This window comes from Streptomyces sichuanensis (assembly GCF_020328095.1).
In the GTDB taxonomy this organism is placed as follows: domain Bacteria; phylum Actinomycetota; class Actinomycetes; order Streptomycetales; family Streptomycetaceae; genus Streptomyces; species Streptomyces cinnamoneus.
In genome coordinates, this window is the sequence record NZ_JAIXMK010000090.1 from 1 (window position 1) to 17623 (window position 17623).

Annotated in this window: 13 protein-coding genes, 1 tRNA gene and 1 pseudogene; 9 read left to right on the forward strand and 6 right to left on the reverse strand. The window is 68.5% G+C overall.

The genetic code is table 11. The features are described 5' to 3' along the window. Nucleotides 1-1211: pyridoxal phosphate-dependent aminotransferase (locus LE181_RS23480; RefSeq protein ID WP_225663476.1), on the reverse strand; the 1211-nt coding region annotated here is incomplete at its 3' end. Between the two features lie 242 nt (nucleotides 1212-1453). Between LE181_RS23480 and LE181_RS23485 the strand changes: the two genes are divergently transcribed. The 9 genes from LE181_RS23485 to LE181_RS23525 all read left to right on the forward strand — a co-directional run bounded on the left by LE181_RS23485 (nucleotide 1454) and on the right by LE181_RS23525 (nucleotide 13781). Further along, nucleotides 1454-1526 (forward strand) — tRNA-Trp (locus tag LE181_RS23485). Between the two features lie 106 nt (nucleotides 1527-1632). After that, complete coding sequence (gene secE / locus LE181_RS23490; protein WP_225663499.1) at nucleotides 1633-1923, forward strand: preprotein translocase subunit SecE; 291 nt, start codon at nucleotides 1633-1635, stop codon at nucleotides 1921-1923. An 84-nt stretch (nucleotides 1924-2007) separates the two neighbouring features. Then, on the forward strand, nucleotides 2008-2880 hold the full coding sequence (gene nusG / locus LE181_RS23495) for a transcription termination/antitermination protein NusG (protein ID WP_225663477.1): 873 nt from the start codon (nucleotides 2008-2010) through the stop codon (nucleotides 2878-2880). A gap of 169 nt (nucleotides 2881-3049) precedes the next feature. After that, nucleotides 3050-3484 (forward strand): 50S ribosomal protein L11, encoded by a 435-nt coding sequence (gene rplK, locus LE181_RS23500; protein ID WP_190111599.1) that lies wholly within the window; start codon nucleotides 3050-3052, stop codon nucleotides 3482-3484. Nucleotides 3485-3567: 83 nt separating this feature from the next. Then, nucleotides 3568-4284 (forward strand): 50S ribosomal protein L1, encoded by a 717-nt coding sequence (gene rplA, locus LE181_RS23505; RefSeq protein ID WP_225663478.1) that lies wholly within the window; start codon nucleotides 3568-3570, stop codon nucleotides 4282-4284. A 350-nt stretch (nucleotides 4285-4634) separates the two neighbouring features. Next, nucleotides 4635-5162 carry a 50S ribosomal protein L10 gene (gene rplJ, locus LE181_RS23510; RefSeq protein ID WP_225663479.1) on the forward strand — a complete coding sequence of 176 codons (528 nt, stop codon included), beginning with the start codon at nucleotides 4635-4637 and terminating at the stop codon, nucleotides 5160-5162. Between the two features lie 110 nt (nucleotides 5163-5272). Continuing rightward, nucleotides 5273-5659 carry a 50S ribosomal protein L7/L12 gene (rplL, locus tag LE181_RS23515; RefSeq protein WP_225663480.1) on the forward strand — a complete coding sequence of 129 codons (387 nt, stop codon included), beginning with the start codon at nucleotides 5273-5275 and terminating at the stop codon, nucleotides 5657-5659. A 614-nt stretch (nucleotides 5660-6273) separates the two neighbouring features. Continuing rightward, on the forward strand, nucleotides 6274-9756 hold the full coding sequence (gene rpoB, locus LE181_RS23520) for a DNA-directed RNA polymerase subunit beta (RefSeq protein WP_225663481.1): 3483 nt from the start codon (nucleotides 6274-6276) through the stop codon (nucleotides 9754-9756). Between the two features lie 125 nt (nucleotides 9757-9881). Continuing rightward, entirely contained in the window at nucleotides 9882-13781 is a 3900-nt protein-coding gene (locus LE181_RS23525; RefSeq protein WP_225663482.1) for a DNA-directed RNA polymerase subunit beta', read from the forward strand. Nucleotides 13782-13842: 61 nt separating this feature from the next. On the opposite strand, the gene LE181_RS23530 is transcribed toward LE181_RS23525, so the two are convergent. The 5 genes and pseudogenes from LE181_RS23530 to LE181_RS23550 form a co-directional block, all read right to left on the reverse strand. Continuing rightward, on the reverse strand, nucleotides 13843-14112 hold the full coding sequence (locus LE181_RS23530) for a hypothetical protein (RefSeq protein ID WP_225663483.1): 270 nt from the start codon (nucleotides 14110-14112) through the stop codon (nucleotides 13843-13845). Between the two features lie 95 nt (nucleotides 14113-14207). Beyond that, nucleotides 14208-14429: pseudogene (locus tag LE181_RS23535) on the reverse strand (hypothetical protein); the annotation flags it as partial. Between the two features lie 35 nt (nucleotides 14430-14464). Next, complete coding sequence (locus LE181_RS23540) at nucleotides 14465-15520, reverse strand: peptidoglycan-binding protein (RefSeq protein ID WP_225663484.1); 1056 nt, start codon at nucleotides 15518-15520, stop codon at nucleotides 14465-14467. Nucleotides 15521-15599: 79 nt separating this feature from the next. Beyond that, on the reverse strand, nucleotides 15600-15938 hold the full coding sequence (locus tag LE181_RS23545) for a hypothetical protein (protein ID WP_225663485.1): 339 nt from the start codon (nucleotides 15936-15938) through the stop codon (nucleotides 15600-15602). A gap of 37 nt (nucleotides 15939-15975) precedes the next feature. Further along, nucleotides 15976-17589 (reverse strand): phage tail protein, encoded by a 1614-nt coding sequence (locus LE181_RS23550; protein ID WP_225663486.1) that lies wholly within the window; start codon nucleotides 17587-17589, stop codon nucleotides 15976-15978. Nucleotides 17590-17623: the final 34 nt, after the last annotated feature.

The window sequence follows — 17623 nt, forward strand, 5'->3', positions numbered from 1 at the left end:
GAGACGCCCTCGACGAGGTCCTCGTCACCCAGCGCGTAGGACAGGCGCACGTAGCCCGGCGTGCCGAACGCCTCGCCGGGGACGACCGCGACCTCGGCCTCGTCCAGGATCAGCGCGGCCAGCTCGACGGAGCTCTGCGGGCGCTTGCCGCGGATCTCCTTGCCGAGCAGGCCCTTGACCGACGGGTAGGCGTAGAACGCGCCCTCGGGCTCGGGGCAGACGACACCGTCGATCTCGTTGAGCATGCGCACGATGGTGCGGCGGCGGCGGTCGAAGGCGACCTTCATCTCCTCGACGGCCGTCAGGTCGCCGGAGACGGCGGCCAGCGCCGCGACCTGGGCGACGTTGCTCACGTTGGACGTGGCGTGCGACTGCAGGTTGGTCGCCGCCTTCACGACGTCCTGCGGGCCGATGACCCAGCCCACGCGCCAGCCGGTCATCGCGTACGTCTTGGCGACGCCGTTGACCACGATGCACTTGTCGCGCAGCTCCGGGACCACCACGGGCAGGGAGGAGAACTCCGCGTCGCCGTAGACGAGGTGCTCGTAGATCTCGTCGGTGAGCACCCACAGGCCGTGCTCGGCGGCCCATCGGCCGATCTCCTCGACCTGGGCCCGCGTGTAGACGGCGCCGGTCGGGTTCGAGGGGGAGACGAAGAGCAGCACCTTGGTCCGCTCGGTGCGAGCGGCTTCGAGCTGCTCGACCGACACCCGGTAGCCGGTGGTCTCGTCGGCGACGACGTCGACCGGCACGCCGCCCGCGAGCCGGATCGACTCGGGGTAGGTGGTCCAGTACGGGGCCGGGACGATGACCTCGTCGCCCGGGTCGAGGATGGCGGCGAACGCCTCGTAGATGGCCTGCTTGCCGCCGTTGGTGACGAGCACCTGCGACGCCTCGATCTCGTAGCCCGAGTCGCGCAGCGTCTTCGCCACGATGGCCGCCTTGAGCTCCGGCAGTCCGCCGGCCTGCGTGTAGCGGTGGTACTTGGGGTTGCGGCATGCCTCCACGGCGGCCTCGACGATGTAGCCGGGCGTCGGGAAGTCGGGCTCGCCGGCGCCGAAACCGATGACGGGACGGCCGGCCGCCTTGAGGGCCTTGGCCTTGGCGTCGACGGCCAGGGTGGCGGACTCGGAGATGGACCCGATGCGGGCCGACACCCGGCGCTCGGTGGGGGACTGGGCGGGGGACACGGGAGGAGTGGCAGCGCTCATGAGGGCATCGTCGCAGACCTCGCGGGAGGCGGGCACATTGGTTTCACGGACCGGTCCGGGGGGTCTTCCGGCGGCCCCGGGAGGCCCTTGTGCGGCCCCTTTCGGGAACGCGGCGCCCATGGCTGTTCGACGACGGCGTCCGGACCACGTACACTCATCCGTCGTTGGCCCTCACCGGCGAATCCGCCCGATGCATGCACACCGTGCACCCGGACGGATGCGGTACGTTGGGGGAACCACAAAGGGTCGTAGCTCAATTGGTAGAGCACTGGTCTCCAAAACCAGCGGTTGGGGGTTCAAGTCCCTTCGGCCCTGCTACACGCATCACACTGGGTGCGTGCGTGCGTACGTACTGAAATGCACCGCCGTGCGGCTCAACCGGGCGCGGCACGGCCACGACCCGGATTCAGGTGAGGACGTAGTGACGGAAGCCCTTGGCTCCACCGCGACGCCTGAGAGCGGTCGTCCTGAGGACGAGGTGGCCACCAAGAAGGGCCGCCGTGGCGGAAAGCGCGGGAAGAAGGGCCCTCTGGGCCGCCTCGCACTTTTTTACCGCCAGGTCGTCGCAGAGCTCCGCAAGGTCGTCTGGCCCTCCAAGAGCCAGCTGTCGACGTACACCACTGTGGTGATCGTCTTTGTTGTCATCGTCATCGGTCTGGTGACCGTGATTGACTATGGGTTCGAGCAGGCCGTCAAGTACGTCTTCGGCTGAGCCCGGTCCCGCGCGTAAGGCGGCCTTTCCGGAGAGCCGCCTCTTCGCTCGTTCCACCCCTTGAAGCCAGGAAGAAGCAGCCAAGTGTCTGACCCGAACCTGAACGACGCCGCCGAGCCCGTCGAGGCGACGGAGGCCGACGTGGACGCTCCGGCTCCGGCTGACTCGGAAGAGGTCGGCGAAGACACCGAGACGCAGATCCCCGAGAACGCCGACGGCGTGGACGAGTTCGACGCGGAGGAAGCCGCCGCGGGCGAGCCCGCCGAGGAGGCCGCGCTCCGTGTCGAGGGCGAGGACGAGCTCGCCGGTGACGAGGCCGAAGAGGCCGAGGAGGCCCCCGTCGACCCGGTCGCCGCGCTCCGCGACGAGCTGCGCGGCCTGCCCGGCGAGTGGTACGTCATCCACACCTACGCGGGCTACGAGAACCGCGTGAAGACCAACCTTGAGCAGCGCGCCGTCTCGCTGAACGTCGAGGACTACATCTTCCAGGCCGAGGTGCCGCAGGAGGAGGTCGTCCAGATCAAGAACGGCGACCGCCGCACCGTCCGCCAGAACAAGCTCCCCGGCTACGTGCTGGTGCGCATGGACCTGACGAACGAGTCCTGGGGCGTCGTCCGCAACACGCCGGGCGTCACCGGCTTCGTCGGCAACGCCTACGACCCGTACCCGCTGACCCTGGACGAGATCGTCAAGATGCTCGCCCCCGAGGCCGAGGCGAAGGCCGCCAAGGAGGCCGCCGAGGCCGAGGGCCGCCCGGCCCCCAGCCGCAAGGTCGAGGTCCAGGTGCTGGACTTCGAGGTCGGCGACTCGGTCACGGTCACGGACGGTCCGTTCGCGACGCTGCAGGCCACGATCAACGAGATCAACGCCGACTCGAAGAAGGTCAAGGGCCTCGTCGAGATCTTCGGTCGCGAGACCCCGGTCGAGCTCAGCTTCGACCAGATCCAGAAGAACTGATCTTCGCCGGGATTCCCCGGCAAACGCTTCCGAACAGGTCAGACCGGCTCTCGCAGCCTGTCTGACCTGTCGGTTTTGGCCCGGCCGCGATACCCGTTATCGTGGTGCGGTATGCCTGCGCGCAGTGTGTCGTAGGCAAAAAAACTCTCACTAGGACCCGGAGAGAGCAATGCCTCCCAAGAAGAAGAAGGTCACGGGGCTTATCAAGCTCCAGATCAGCGCTGGTGCCGCCAACCCGGCGCCGCCGGTCGGCCCCGCGCTGGGTCAGCACGGCGTCAACATCATGGAGTTCTGCAAGGCCTACAACGCCGCGACCGAGTCGCAGCGTGGCATGGTCGTGCCGGTGGAGATCACGGTCTACGAGGACCGTTCCTTCACCTTCGTCACCAAGACTCCGCCGGCCGCCAAGCTGATCCTCAAGGCCGCGGGCGTGGACAAGGGCTCCGGCGAGCCGCACAAGACCAAGGTCGCGAAGCTGACGCGCGAGCAGGTCCGCGAGATCGCCACCACCAAGATGCCCGACCTGAACGCCAACGACCTGGACGCCGCCGAGAAGATCATCGCCGGCACCGCCCGTTCCATGGGCGTCACGGTCGAGGGCTGATCAAGTCCCCGCTTGACCTTTCAGTGGCAGGGCCGGCGCTGGCCCGGACCACGACTCCACGCTCAACCCTTTCAGGAGCAGAAGTGAAGCGCAGCAAGACTCTCCGCGCTGCGGACGCCAAGATCGAGAAGGAGCGCCTCTACGCTCCCCTCGAGGCCGTCCGTCTCGCGAAGGACACCACCTCCGTCAAGTTCGACGCGACCGTCGAGGTTGCCCTGCGTCTGGGTGTCGACCCGCGCAAGGCCGACCAGATGGTCCGTGGCACCGTGAACCTTCCGCACGGCACCGGTAAGACCGCCCGGGTCCTGGTCTTCGCGACCGGCGACCGTGCCGAGGCCGCGCGTGCCGCGGGCGCCGACATCGTCGGTGCCGACGAGCTGATCGACGAGGTCGCGAAGGGCCGTCTGGACTTCGACTCCGTCGTCGCCACCCCGGACCTCATGGGCAAGGTCGGCCGCCTCGGCCGCGTGCTCGGTCCCCGTGGTCTGATGCCGAACCCGAAGACCGGCACGGTCACCCCGGACGTGGCGAAGGCTGTCACGGACATCAAGGGCGGCAAGATCGAGTTCCGCGTCGACAAGCACTCGAACCTGCACTTCATCATCGGCAAGGTGTCGTTCGACGAGACCAAGCTGGTCGAGAACTACGCCGCGGCGCTGGAGGAGATCCTCCGTCTGAAGCCGTCCGCCGCGAAGGGCCGCTACGTCAAGAAGGCGACCCTGACCACCACGATGGGCCCCGGCATCGCCCTGGACCCGAACCGCACCCGCAACCTCCTCGTGGAGGACGAGACCGTCTGAGGACCGTCTCGTAGCGCGTCGGCGTGAACCCTGGGCCGGGCCCCGCACCTTTCCGAAGGTGCGGGGCCCGGCTCGATTTGCATCCTTGTGCACCCATCGCGTAATCTCCTTCAGAAGCCAAAGACCGCTGGTCGTTGCTGTACCTCCTCCCGGAGGTGTGGTGGCCGAAGGATCCGCTAGCTGCGGGCGACCTGCGCAGGTGACTGTGGTTGCACTCCCATCGAGGCGCAAGAGAATTGCGTCGGCATGGTCGAGTCACGCCCCGAGCGCCTGCGCCGGGGCGTTTCGTTTTGCCCAGGTCCCTTCTCGCGCCTATGCGGTCCGAATCACCCGGAAGGAGGCCGAGGCTCATGGCGAGGCCCGACAAGGTCGCAGCCGTCGAGGAGATCGCGGACAAGTTCCGCAGCTCCAACGCCGCTGTTGTGACCTCGTACACCGGGCTCACCGTCGCGCAGCTCAAGCAGCTGCGCCGGTCGCTCGGTGACAACGCTCACTACGCCGTGGTGAAGAACACGCTGACCAAGATTGCGGCCAACGAGGCCGGGATCCAGCTGGACGAGCACCTCATGGGCTCGACCGCTGTTGCCTTCGTGACCGGTGACCCGGTCACGGCGGCGAAGGGTCTCCGTGACTTCGCCAAGGAAAACCCCGCTCTCGTCATCAAGGGCGGTGTCCTTGACGGCAAGACTCTGTCTGCCGACGAGATCAAGAAGCTTGCGGACCTCGAGTCCCGCGAGGTTCTGCTCAGCAAGCTGGCCGGTGCCATGAAGGGCAAGCAGTCCCAGGCTGCCTCGCTCTTCCAGGCGCTGCCGACGAAGCTCGTCCGCACCGTGGACGCGCTCCGCGCCAAGCAGGCCGAGCAGGGCGGTGCCGAGTAATTCGGCTCGCGCATTGACCGTCGCTGCCTGACGCGGCGGTCGTAGCGGGCCGTCCGCCCGCCGACATGTACATCCCGGCACCTGCCGATTTAGTGGAAGGACCCGCCATCATGGCGAAGCTGACCAAGGACGAGCTGCTCTCGCAGTTCGAGGAGATGACCCTCATCGAGCTGGCCGAGTTCGTCTCCGCCTTCGAGGAGAAGTTCGACGTCACCGCTGCCGCCGCCGCCCCGGTCGTCATGGCCGGCGGTGTCGCCGGTGGTGCCGCCGAGGCCGCCGAGGAGAAGGACGAGTTCGACGTCATCCTCACCGGCGCCGGCGACAAGAAGATCCAGGTCATCAAGGTCGTGCGTGAGCTGACCTCCCTGGGTCTGAAGGAGGCCAAGGACCTCGTCGACGGCACCCCGAAGCCGGTCCTGGAGAAGGTTGCCAAGGACGCCGCGGAGAAGGCCGCCGAGGCCCTCAAGGGCGCCGGCGCCTCCGTCGAGGTCAAGTGACCTCACGGAGTCTGCTGACTCCTCTACGGCGGGCGTCCTGACGCTTGCCGCGAACTCAAGGGCGATCACCCACACGGGTGGTCGCCCTTGGGCGTTCCCGGAACGGATGCGCGCACCCGGCGCCGGGGGCGAGTATGGTGATCTTCGTTGCTCAGAGGCGGCCGGAAGGCCGCAGACGCCCCGTTACGGGAGGCGGCCGGGGCCGAGGGGCCTTGACGAACGGCACGCCGCGCGCGATTCTCAGGACGCGTCCCGGACGCGTCGCACATCGGTCCTCCGTCCGAGGCATGGATCGATGGCGGAGAGGGAAGTATCGTCATGCGCTTCCGGCGCACGGCGTGCGTCGGACGGGCGCCAGGCGCTGAGGAACAACAGGATCCCGGAGGGAGAGATTGGTATCGCACCGGTCTCGGGAAATCCGCTCTGGACATCAGTGGGCCAAGTGGCTACACTGACCCTTTGCGCTGCCTGTTAGCTGCTCCCTGCCCGTCACCAGGGGCATGCCCACTTCCGAGCACAGCTGATGGAAACCCCCTGAGCTGGGATTTCTCTCCTATGTACGGAGTGGGACCGGTACGCGCGTAGTGAGTCCGAGCCCTCGGAAGGACCCCCTCTTGGCCGCCTCGCGCAACGCCTCGACCGCCAATACGAACAACGGCGCCAGCACCGCCCCGCTGCGCATCTCCTTTGCGAAGATCAAGGAGCCTCTTGAGGTTCCGAACCTCCTTGCGCTGCAGACCGAGAGCTTCGACTGGCTGCTCGGCAATGCCGCATGGAAGGCTCGCGTCGAGGCTGCGCTGGACAGCGGTCAGGACGTCCCCACCAAGTCCGGTCTGGAGGAGATCTTCGAGGAGATCTCCCCGATCGAGGACTTCTCCGGGTCGATGTCGCTGACCTTCCGCGACCACCGTTTCGAGCCCCCGAAGAACTCCATCGACGAGTGCAAGGAGCGCGACTTCACGTACGCGGCCCCGCTCTTCGTCACGGCCGAGTTCACGAACAACGAGACCGGTGAGATCAAGTCCCAGACGGTCTTCATGGGCGACTTCCCGCTCATGACGCCGAAGGGCACCTTCTGCATCAACGGCACCGAGCGTGTCGTCGTCTCGCAGCTGGTCCGTTCGCCGGGTGTCTACTTCGACTCCTCCATCGACAAGACGTCCGACAAGGACATCTTCACCGCCAAGATCATCCCCTCCCGGGGTGCCTGGCTGGAGATGGAGGTCGACAAGCGTGACATGGTCGGTGTCCGCATCGACCGCAAGCGCAAGCAGTCCGTCACCGTCCTCCTGAAGGCTCTCGGCTGGACCACCGAGCAGATCCTGGAGGAGTTCGGCGAGTACGAGTCCATGCGCGCCACCCTGGAGAAGGACCACACCCAGGGCCAGGACGACGCGCTGCTCGACATCTACCGCAAGCTGCGTCCGGGCGAGCCGCCGACCCGTGAGGCCGCGCAGACGCTGCTGGAGAACCTCTACTTCAACCCCAAGCGCTACGACCTCGCGAAGGTCGGCCGCTACAAGGTCAACAAGAAGCTGGGCGCCGACGCCCCGCTCGACGCCGGTGTGCTGACCGTCGACGACGTCATCGCGACGATCAAGTACCTGGTCAAGCTGCACGCCGGTGAGCTGGAGACGGTCGGCGAGAACGGCACTTCGATCGTCGTCGAGACCGACGACATCGACCACTTCGGCAACCGTCGTCTGCGCAACGTCGGCGAGCTCATCCAGAACCAGGTCCGCACGGGTCTGGCTCGTATGGAGCGCGTCGTCCGCGAGCGGATGACCACCCAGGACGTCGAGGCGATCACGCCGCAGACCCTGATCAACATCCGGCCGGTCGTCGCCTCCATCAAGGAGTTCTTCGGCACCAGCCAGCTGTCGCAGTTCATGGACCAGACCAACCCGCTGTCGGGTCTGACCCACAAGCGTCGTCTCTCGGCGCTGGGCCCGGGTGGTCTCTCCCGTGAGCGGGCCGGCTTCGAGGTCCGAGACGTTCACCCGTCGCACTACGGCCGCATGTGCCCGATCGAGACCCCTGAAGGCCCGAACATCGGTCTGATCGGCTCGCTCGCCTCCTACGGCCGCGTCAACGCGTTCGGCTTCGTGGAGACCCCGTACCGCAAGGTCGTCGACGGCGTCGTCACCGACGAGGTCGACTACCTGACGGCCGACGAGGAAGACCGCTTCGTCATCGCCCAGGCGAACGCGCCCCTCACCGAGGACATGCGCTACGCCGAGGCCCGCGTGCTGGTCCGCCGCCGTGGCGGCGAGATCGACTACATCGCCGGCGACGACGTCGACTACATGGACGTCTCCCCGCGCCAGATGGTGTCGGTCGCGACCGCCATGATCCCCTTCCTTGAGCACGACGACGCCAACCGCGCGCTCATGGGATCGAACATGATGCGCCAGGCCGTTCCGCTGATCAAGGCGGAGGCCCCGCTGGTCGGCACCGGCATGGAGTACCGCTGTGCGGTCGACGCCGGCGACGTCATCAAGGCCGAGAAGGACGGTGTCGTCCAGGAGGTCTCCGCCGACTACGTCACGGTGGCCAACGACGACGGCACGTACAACACCTACCGCGTCGCCAAGTTCTCCCGCTCGAACCAGGGCACGTCCTTCAACCAGAAGGTCGTCGTGGACGAGGGCGCCCGCGTGGTCACCGGCCAGGTGCTCGCCGACGGTCCGTCCACGGACGAGGGCGAGATGGCGCTCGGCAAGAACCTCCTCGTGGCGTTCATGCCGTGGGAGGGCCACAACTACGAGGACGCGATCATCCTGTCGCAGCGCCTCGTGCAGGACGACGTCCTCTCCTCGATCCACATCGAGGAGCACGAGGTCGACGCCCGTGACACCAAGCTGGGCCCCGAGGAGATCACCCGGGACATCCCGAACGTCTCCGAGGAGGTCCTCGCCGACCTCGACGAGCGCGGCATCATCCGCATCGGTGCCGAGGTCGTGGCCGGTGACATCCTGGTCGGCAAGGTCACCCCGAAGGGTGAGACCGAGCTGACCCCGGAGGAGCGCCTGCTCCGCGCGATCTTCGGTGAGAAGGCCCGTGAGGTCCGTGACACCTCGCTGAAGGTGCCGCACGGCGAGATCGGCAAGGTCATCGGCGTCCGCGTCTTCGACCGCGAGGAGGGCGACGAGCTGCCCCCGGGCGTGAACCAGCTGGTCCGCGTCTACGTCGCTCAGAAGCGCAAGATCACCGACGGTGACAAGCTCGCCGGCCGTCACGGCAACAAGGGTGTCATCTCCAAGATCCTGCCGGTCGAGGACATGCCGTTCCTTGAGGACGGCACCCCGGTCGACATCATCCTCAACCCGCTCGGTGTCCCGTCCCGAATGAACCCGGGACAGGTCCTTGAGATCCACCTCGGCTGGCTCGCCAGCCGCGGCTGGAAGGTCGAGGGCGACGAGGACTGGATGAAGCGCCTGCAGGCGATCGGCGCCGACGACGTCGCCGCCGGCACCAACGTCGCGACCCCGGTCTTCGACGGCGCCCGCGAGGACGAGATCGCCGGTCTCTTCGAGTCCACGATCCCCAACCGCGACGGCGAGCGCCTGGTGCTCCCGTCCGGCAAGGCCCGGATGTTCGACGGCCGCTCCGGCGAGCCGTTCCCGGACCCGATCTCGGTCGGGTACATGTACATCCTCAAGCTGCACCACCTGGTCGACGACAAGCTGCACGCCCGTTCGACCGGTCCGTACTCCATGATCACCCAGCAGCCGCTGGGTGGTAAGGCTCAGTTCGGTGGCCAGCGCTTCGGTGAGATGGAGGTGTGGGCGCTGGAGGCTTACGGCGCCGCGTACGCCCTCCAGGAGCTGCTGACCATCAAGTCCGACGACGTCACCGGCCGAGTGAAGGTCTACGAGGCGATCGTCAAGGGCGAGAACATCCCCGAGCCCGGCATCCCCGAGTCCTTCAAGGTGCTCATCAAGGAGATGCAGTCCCTCTGCCTCAACGTGGAGGTGCTGTCCTCGGACGGCATGTCCATCGAGATGCGGGACACCGACGAGGACGTCTTCCGCGCGGCGGAGGAGCTCGGTATCGACCTGTCCCGGCGCGAGCCGAGCAGCGTCGAAGAGGTCTGACGGGTCTGGTGGGGGGGCTTCCCCGGAAGCCCCCCCACCGTCCCCGGACCCCCAGACCACTGATGTAGAGCCCATACCTCGCTAGCGCGAGAGGGCACGACCCCTGAAAGAGGGATTGACGACAAGTGCTCGACGTCAACTTCTTCGACGAGCTGCGGATCGGCCTGGCGACCGCGGACGACATCCGAACCTGGTCCCACGGCGAGGTCAAGAAGCCGGAGACCATCAACTACCGCACCCTGAAGCCCGAAAAGGACGGACTCTTCTGCGAGAAGATCTTCGGTCCGACCCGGGACTGGGAGTGCTACTGCGGCAAGTACAAGCGTGTCCGCTTCAAGGGCATCATCTGTGAGCGCTGTGGCGTCGAGGTCACCCGCGCCAAGGTGCGCCGCGAGCGGATGGGCCACATCGAGCTCGCCGCTCCCGTCACCCACATCTGGTACTTCAAGGGCGTCCCGTCGCGTCTGGGCTACCTGCTCGACCTCGCCCCGAAGGACCTTGAGAAGGTCATCTACTTCGCCGCCTACATGATCACGTGGGTGGACGACGAGCGCCGCACGCGCGACCTGCCCTCGCTGGAGGCCCACGTCTCCGTCGAGCGCCAGCAGATCGAGCAGCGCCGCGACGCCGACCTGGAGGCCCGCGCCAAGAAGCTCGAGTCCGACCTGGCCGAGCTGGAGGCCGAGGGCGCCAAGGCCGACGTGCGCCGCAAGGTGCGCGAGGGCGCCGAGCGTGAGATGAAGCAGCTGCGCGACCGTGCGCAGCGCGAGATCGACCGCCTCGACGAGGTGTGGAGCCGCTTCAAGAACCTCAAGGTCCAGGACCTGGAGGGCGACGAGCTGCTCTACCGCGAGCTGCGTGACCGCTTCGGCACGTACTTCATGGGTGCGATGGGCGCCGCCGCGCTGCAGAAGCGCCTGGAGTCCTTCGACCTCGACGAGGAGGCCGAGCGCCTCCGCGAGATCATCCGGACCGGTAAGGGCCAGAAGAAGACCCGTGCGCTCAAGCGCCTCAAGGTCGTCTCCGCCTTCCTGCAGACCCGCAACAGCCCCAGCGGCATGGTGCTCGACTGCATCCCCGTGATCCCGCCGGACCTGCGTCCGATGGTGCAGCTGGACGGTGGCCGCTTCGCGACCTCCGACCTGAACGACCTGTACCGCCGTGTGATCAACCGCAACAACCGTCTGAAGCGTCTGCTCGACCTCGGTGCCCCCGAGATCATCGTGAACAACGAGAAGCGGATGCTCCAGGAGGCGGTCGACGCCCTCTTCGACAACGGCCGTCGTGGTCGCCCGGTCACGGGCCCCGGCAACCGTCCGCTGAAGTCCCTCAGCGACATGCTGAAGGGTAAGCAGGGTCGATTCCGTCAGAACCTGCTCGGTAAGCGCGTCGACTACTCGGCCCGTTCCGTCATCGTCGTCGGTCCGCAGCTGAAGCTGCACCAGTGCGGTCTGCCCAAGGCCATGGCGCTGGAGCTCTTCAAGCCGTTCGTGATGAAGCGCCTGGTCGACCTGAACCACGCGCAGAACATCAAGTCGGCCAAGCGCATGGTCGAGCGCGGCCGCACCGTCGTGTACGACGTCCTCGAAGAGGTCATCGCCGAGCACCCGGTGCTGCTGAACCGTGCGCCCACGCTGCACCGCCTCGGCATCCAGGCGTTCGAGCCGCAGCTGGTCGAGGGCAAGGCCATCCAGATCCACCCGCTCGTCTGCACCGCGTTCAACGCGGACTTCGACGGTGACCAGATGGCCGTCCACCTGCCGCTCTCCGCGGAGGCGCAGGCCGAGGCCCGCATCCTGATGCTGTCCTCGAACAACATCCTCAAGCCGGCCGACGGCCGTCCGGTCACCATGCCGACCCAGGACATGGTGCTGGGTCTGTTCTTCCTCACCACCGACGAGGAAGAGCGCAAGGTCATCGGTGAGGGCCGGTCCTTCGGCTCGGTCGCCGAGGCGATCATGGCGTTCGACGCCCGTGAGCTCTCGCTCCAGGCGAAGGTCGACATCCGCTTCCCGATCGGCACCGTCCCGCCGCGTGGCTGGACCCCGCCGGTCGCGGAGGAGGGCGAGCCGGAGTGGCAGCAGGGCGACTCGTTCCGCCTGCGCACCACCCTGGGCCGCGCGCTCTTCAACGAGCTGCTGCCCGAGGACTACCCGTTCGTCGACTACTCGGTGGGCAAGAAGCAGCTCTCCGAGATCGTCAACGACCTGGCCGAGCGCTACCCCAAGGTCATCGTGGCGGCGACGCTCGACAACCTGAAGGCGGCCGGCTTCCACTGGGCGACCCGTTCCGGTGTCACCGTGGCCATCTCCGACGTCGTGGTCCCCGAGGCCAAGAAGGCGATCGTCGCGGGCTACGAGGCGCAGGACGAGAAGGTCCAGAAGCAGTACGAGCGCGGTCTGATCACCAAGGACGAGCGCACGCAGGAGCTCATCGCGATCTGGACCAAGGCGACCAACGAGGTCGCCGAGGCGATGAACGCGAACTTCCCCAAGACGAACCCCATCTTCATGATGGTTGACTCGGGTGCCCGAGGAAACATGATGCAGATGCGGCAGATCGCCGGTATGCGTGGTCTGGTGTCGAACGCGAAGAACGAGACCATTCCGCGACCCATTAAGGCGTCGTTCCGTGAGGGTCTCTCCGTGCTGGAGTACTTCATCTCCACCCACGGTGCCCGTAAGGGTCTCGCGGACACCGCCCTCCGTACCGCCGACTCGGGTTACCTCACCCGTCGTCTGGTCGACGTCTCCCAGGACGTGATCATCCGCGAGGAGGACTGCGGCACCGACCGTGGCCTCAAGCTGGCGATCGCCGTCCGCGGCGAGGACGGCGTCCTGCGCAAGACGGACGACGTCGAGACCAGCGTGTACGCCCGCATGCTCGCCGAGGACGTCGTCGTCGACGGCAAGGTCATCGCGCCGGCCAACGTCGACCTCGGTGACGTGCTCATCGACCAGCTCGTCGCCAACGGCGTCGAGACGGTCAAGACCCGTTCGGTCCTCACCTGTGAGTCCGCGGTCGGCACCTGTGCCTTCTGCTACGGCCGCTCGCTGGCGACCGGCAAGCTGGTGGACATCGGTGAGGCGGTCGGCATCATCGCCGCCCAGTCCATCGGTGAGCCCGGTACCCAGCTGACGATGCGTACCTTCCACACCGGTGGTGTGGCCGGTGACGACATCACCCAGGGTCTGCCCCGTGTCGTCGAGCTCTTCGAGGCCCGTACGCCCAAGGGTGTCGCCCCGATCTCGGAGGCGGCCGGCCGCGTCCGCATCGAGGAGACCGAGAAGACCAAGAAGATCGTCGTCACTCCGGACGACGGCTCCGACGAGACCGCCTACGCGATCTCCAAGCGAGCCCGTCTGCTGGTCAGCGAGGGCGAGCACGTCGAGGTGGGCCAGAAGCTCACCGTGGGTGCCACCAACCCGCACGACGTCCTGCGCATCCTCGGCCAGCGCGCCGTCCAGGTCCACCTGGTCGGCGAGGTCCAGAAGGTCTACAACTCGCAGGGTGTGTCGATCCACGACAAGCACATCGAGATCATCATCCGGCAGATGCTGCGCCGCGTGACGATCATCGAGTCCGGCGACGCGGAGCTGCTGCCGGGCGAGCTCGTGGAGCGCTCGCGCTTCGAGTCCGAGAACCGTCGTGTGGTCACCGAGGGCGGTCACCCCGCCTCCGGCCGTCCGCAGCTGATGGGTATCACCAAGGCGTCGCTCGCGACCGAGTCGTGGCTGTCGGCGGCGTCCTTCCAGGAGACGACCCGGGTTCTGACCGACGCGGCGATCAACGCCAAGTCGGACTCCCTGATCGGCCTCAAGGAGAACGTCATCATCGGTAAGCTCATCCCGGCCGGTACGGGTCTGTCCCGCTACCGCAACATCCGGGTGGAGCCCACCGAGGAGGCGAAGGCCGCGATGTACTCGGCCGTCGGTTACGACGACATCGACTACTCGCCCTTCGGCACCGGCTCCGGCCAGGCGGTCCCGCTGGAGGACTACGACTACGGTCCGTACAACCAGTAGTCGTTGCGACACGCTCGTCAGGGCGGTCACCCCGATCAGGGGTGGCCGCCCTGCGGCGTTCCTAGCGGGAGGCGAGCTGGAGGGCCGCCACGACCACCCCGGCGAGGGCGGTCAGGGCGGCCACGCTCGCCAGGGGCCAGCGGTGGCGCTCCAGGGCGTCGAGCCGGGCCTCGTGGTCGGCCAGCTGCTTGTCGGTCTGGTCGCTGCGCTGGACGAGCAGGGCGAGCGAGCCGTCGACGCGGGCGAAGCCGGCCTCCATGGTGCCGCGCAGCCGCTCCAGCTCCAGGGCGACCGTGGCGGGGGTGGTGTGGTGCGTCTCGGAGTCCCTCATGCGCGGCCCCGGTCGGCGGCGCAGTCCTCGTGCTCCTCGCAGGCGGCGCGGAGCTCCCGTCCGTCACGTGCGGTGAGGGCGGCGACGGCCTGCGCGGGCTGCCCGGGCGGGTCGGTGCGCAGCCAGGTGGGCAGCAGGATCTGTACGGCCGGCACGGCCATGACGCGGGTGAGGGCGCCGGCCGCGGCCAGGGCGCCGGCCACCCAGGGCAGGGTCGCCGGGATACCGGCGGCCTCCACGACGGCCGGGAGGACGACGGCGAGGGCGACGGCCGCCTGCAGGACCGTGCGCAGGGTCCGTCGGGTGGTCTCGGTCAAGGCGGGGCTCCTTTCGGGGAGGGGGCGACGGTGCTTCACGAGCTGCGCGGCACCTTCAGCGCGTCCCAGGAGGTGCGGCCCGGCCAGCCGTCGGCGTCGGAGCCGCCGAAGCCGAGCTTGCGCTGCCAGGCCGCGTAGGACTGCCGGTCGGCCTCGGTCCAGCGCGGTCCCGGCCCCTGGGCGTAGGCGGAGCAGCCCTCCTCGACGAGGCGGTGGCCCATGGCCGTGACGACGGGGGAGTCGGGGCCGGCGCGGAAGAAGTCGGCGCCGGGGAACGGCTCGTGGGCGTTGCCCGCGGCCGGGACCTTCAGCTCCTGGCCCGGGTGGAGGACGTCCGGGTCGGTGAGGTCGTTGAGGGAGACGAGCTGCGCGGCGGTGGTGGCGTGGGACTCGGCGATGGCGTGGAGGGTGTCGCCGGGCTGGACGGTGTAGGCCGCCACGGGCTGCGGGGTGGGCGGCTCCTGCGGGTCCGGCTCGTGCGGGGCCGGCTCCTGCGGGGCGCCGCCGAGGCGGGCGGCGATGGCGTCGCGCAGGTCGTCCATGGCGAAGCCGACCGGGTCGATCTTGGTGTCGGTCCACTCCTTGTGGCCGATGACCGAGGCCGCGCCCCAGCCGTGCGCCCGGCACAGGGCGGCCGAGACCCGCTCGATGGCCTCCAGCTGGACGTCCGGCCAGGGGTCGTCGCCGTCGCCGAGGTTGATGCACTCGAAGCCGTAGAAGTGGGCATTGCCGTCGGTGTCGTTGGAGGTCGGCCGCGGCGGGCGCGCCTCGTTGACCACGGCGTCCAGGACGCCGCCGTCGCCGGTGCCCGCGTGGTTGGCGCGGCCGTTGCCGACGAGGTGGACGGTGCCGTCCTTGGCGATCACGCCGTGACAGAGCGGGCCGGGGAGCTCCTCGTAGCCGTCGTAGCAGAGCTCGACGGACGAGTCGGTGCCGGAGGTCACGGTGTGGTGGATGATCACGCCGTTGACGGGGCCCCAGGCGCCCTTGTGGTTGCGGTTGTGCTCGCGCCAGTCACCGGTCTCGACGACGGTGACGCCCTCGGCCTCCAGGGCGGCGACGAACTGGTCTGCGGAGAGGGGAGTTGCCATGGAAGTCGCTCCAGACATGCGAGGGCCCCGGGCCGCTGGGCGGCCCGGGGCACGGATGGTGAGGGCGGGACGGGGGTCGCTACACGGGCGCCGTCGTGCTGAAGGAGTCGCTCAGCAGGACCGTCTGCTCGGGGCCCTGCCCGAGGTACTCGGGGTAGGTCGCCAGATAGACGTTTCCGTCGGGGTGGATGTAGAACTGCGCCGCGCCGTAGGGGTTGTGGGCCCCCACGTTGGCGGTGAACAGCACGCGCTGCAGTCCCGCCGGGCGCATGCCCTCGGGCAGGGTGAGCAGCGGGGTGGCGACCTGGAACCTGCCTTGCAGGTGTCCGGCGAACTCCACGCGGTCCCCGACGACGCGTGCCAGGGGGTTTCCGTGCATGGGTGCCACGGGGGTGAGCGGGATCCAGTCGATGGCCATGGGGGTTCCTTGTCTGTGCGGGGCGGGGCGGGACTCTTCAGGCCAGCGCGAACCAGTACCGGGTGCCCAGGGCCATGGTTCCGTTGGCCCAGTCGACGTCGGTGGGCAGTGCGGTGTTGGCCTTGGTGGGCGACATGACCGTGCGGGGGACGGTTCCCGGGCGGCCGAACCGGCCCGGGACGTCGTAGCCGCCGTTGCCGGTCATGATCCGGGGCGCGTTCGACGAGTTGGAGTAGTTGAGCAGCAGCGCGACGACGTAGATGCCGGGCTGGAGCGTCGCCGGTGCGGTCAGCGGCAGGAACGAGGTCATGCCGCCGATGTCGTGCGCCTCGGGGTAGACCATGCTGAGGTCGGCACTCTGCCCGACCCGCTTGCCGGCGGCGTCGTAGAGCCCCGCGAACGATCCCGGCCCGATCCCGCCCGACGCACCGGAGTAGCCGAGCGTCTGGACGCAGATCTCCTTGACGGTGGCCGCCGAGCGGAGGATCACCGCGCTGTAGTAGATGCGTCCGCTCGCCGGGATGTCGCCGGGCGTCCCCGAGTTGATGGGGCTCTTGCCGTCGCCCAGCCCGGGGTCGAACGTCCAGGCGATGAAGCCCAGGTCGGACGGTGCCCAGTTGCCGGAGCGTGCCGCGGCGTCGACGTAGGACTTGCGGACGAGGTGCTCCGGGGCGGTCGGGTCGACCGTGGCGGACGGCGCGGTGGTGAAGGTCTTCGCGCCCTCGACGGTCTGCGCGCCCGCGAGCAGGACCGACCGGCCGGCGGGTTCCGCGCGGACGTCGGCGGCGGTGAGGTTCACGATGCCGCTGTAGCCGTTGACGGACCGTACGCCCGCGGCGCGCTCGTCGAGCGTGACCGTGGTGCCGTCGGGCTTGCGGTAGGCCAGGACGCCGCCGTTGGCGTACAGCACGATGCCGTCGGTGGGCTTGCCCGTGGGCACGGCGGTGACGTTCTTCATGCCGAGCACGGCCTGGCCGCCCGCGCTGTCGGCGACGGTGGCGCCGATCTGCACGTTGCCGGTGAAGCGGGCGTCGGCGCTGGCCACGAGGCCACCGGCGGAGTCGACCCGCACCCGGCTGGCGCCGGTGGTGTCCTGGACGTCCAGGGCGGCGCCGTTGCCGTTGCCGCGGACGGTGAACGTGCCGGTCACCGTGCCCCCGGTGACCGGCACGGCGCCCACGTCCTTGGCGTCGAGCCGGATCTCGGCCTCGGTGTGGTCGTTCACGGAGCGCACCGGCCCGGGGGCGCCGGCGGGGCCGGGCGGCCCGGGCGGGCCGGGGAGTCCGGCGACCGGGACGTAGTCCGGGGTGCCGGGATCACTGGGGGCGATGTCGGCCAGGTCCACCTTCGGTCGCGCGGCCGGCAGCAGGATCTTGTACGGGGCGCGGGCGGGCAGGCCCGACAGCCTCTCCGTGACGGTGTAGGCCCAGTTCTTGGGGTTCATGCCCGGGGTGTCGGTGGCGGGCAGCGTGACGCTGATCCGCCCGTCGGCGTCCGGGGAGACGGTGATGGGGCCGCCGAGCATGACGTCGCTCTCGCTGTGGGTGAGCAGCGGGGGCGGTTCGAAGGTGACGTTGCCCGCGAGCGCGTGCCCGTCGGTGGACAGGTAGCGGGCCGTCACGGTGACGGTGGGTATGGCGCTGGGTAGCACGAAACGTGTCCTTCTTCGCTCGGGTGTACGTGTC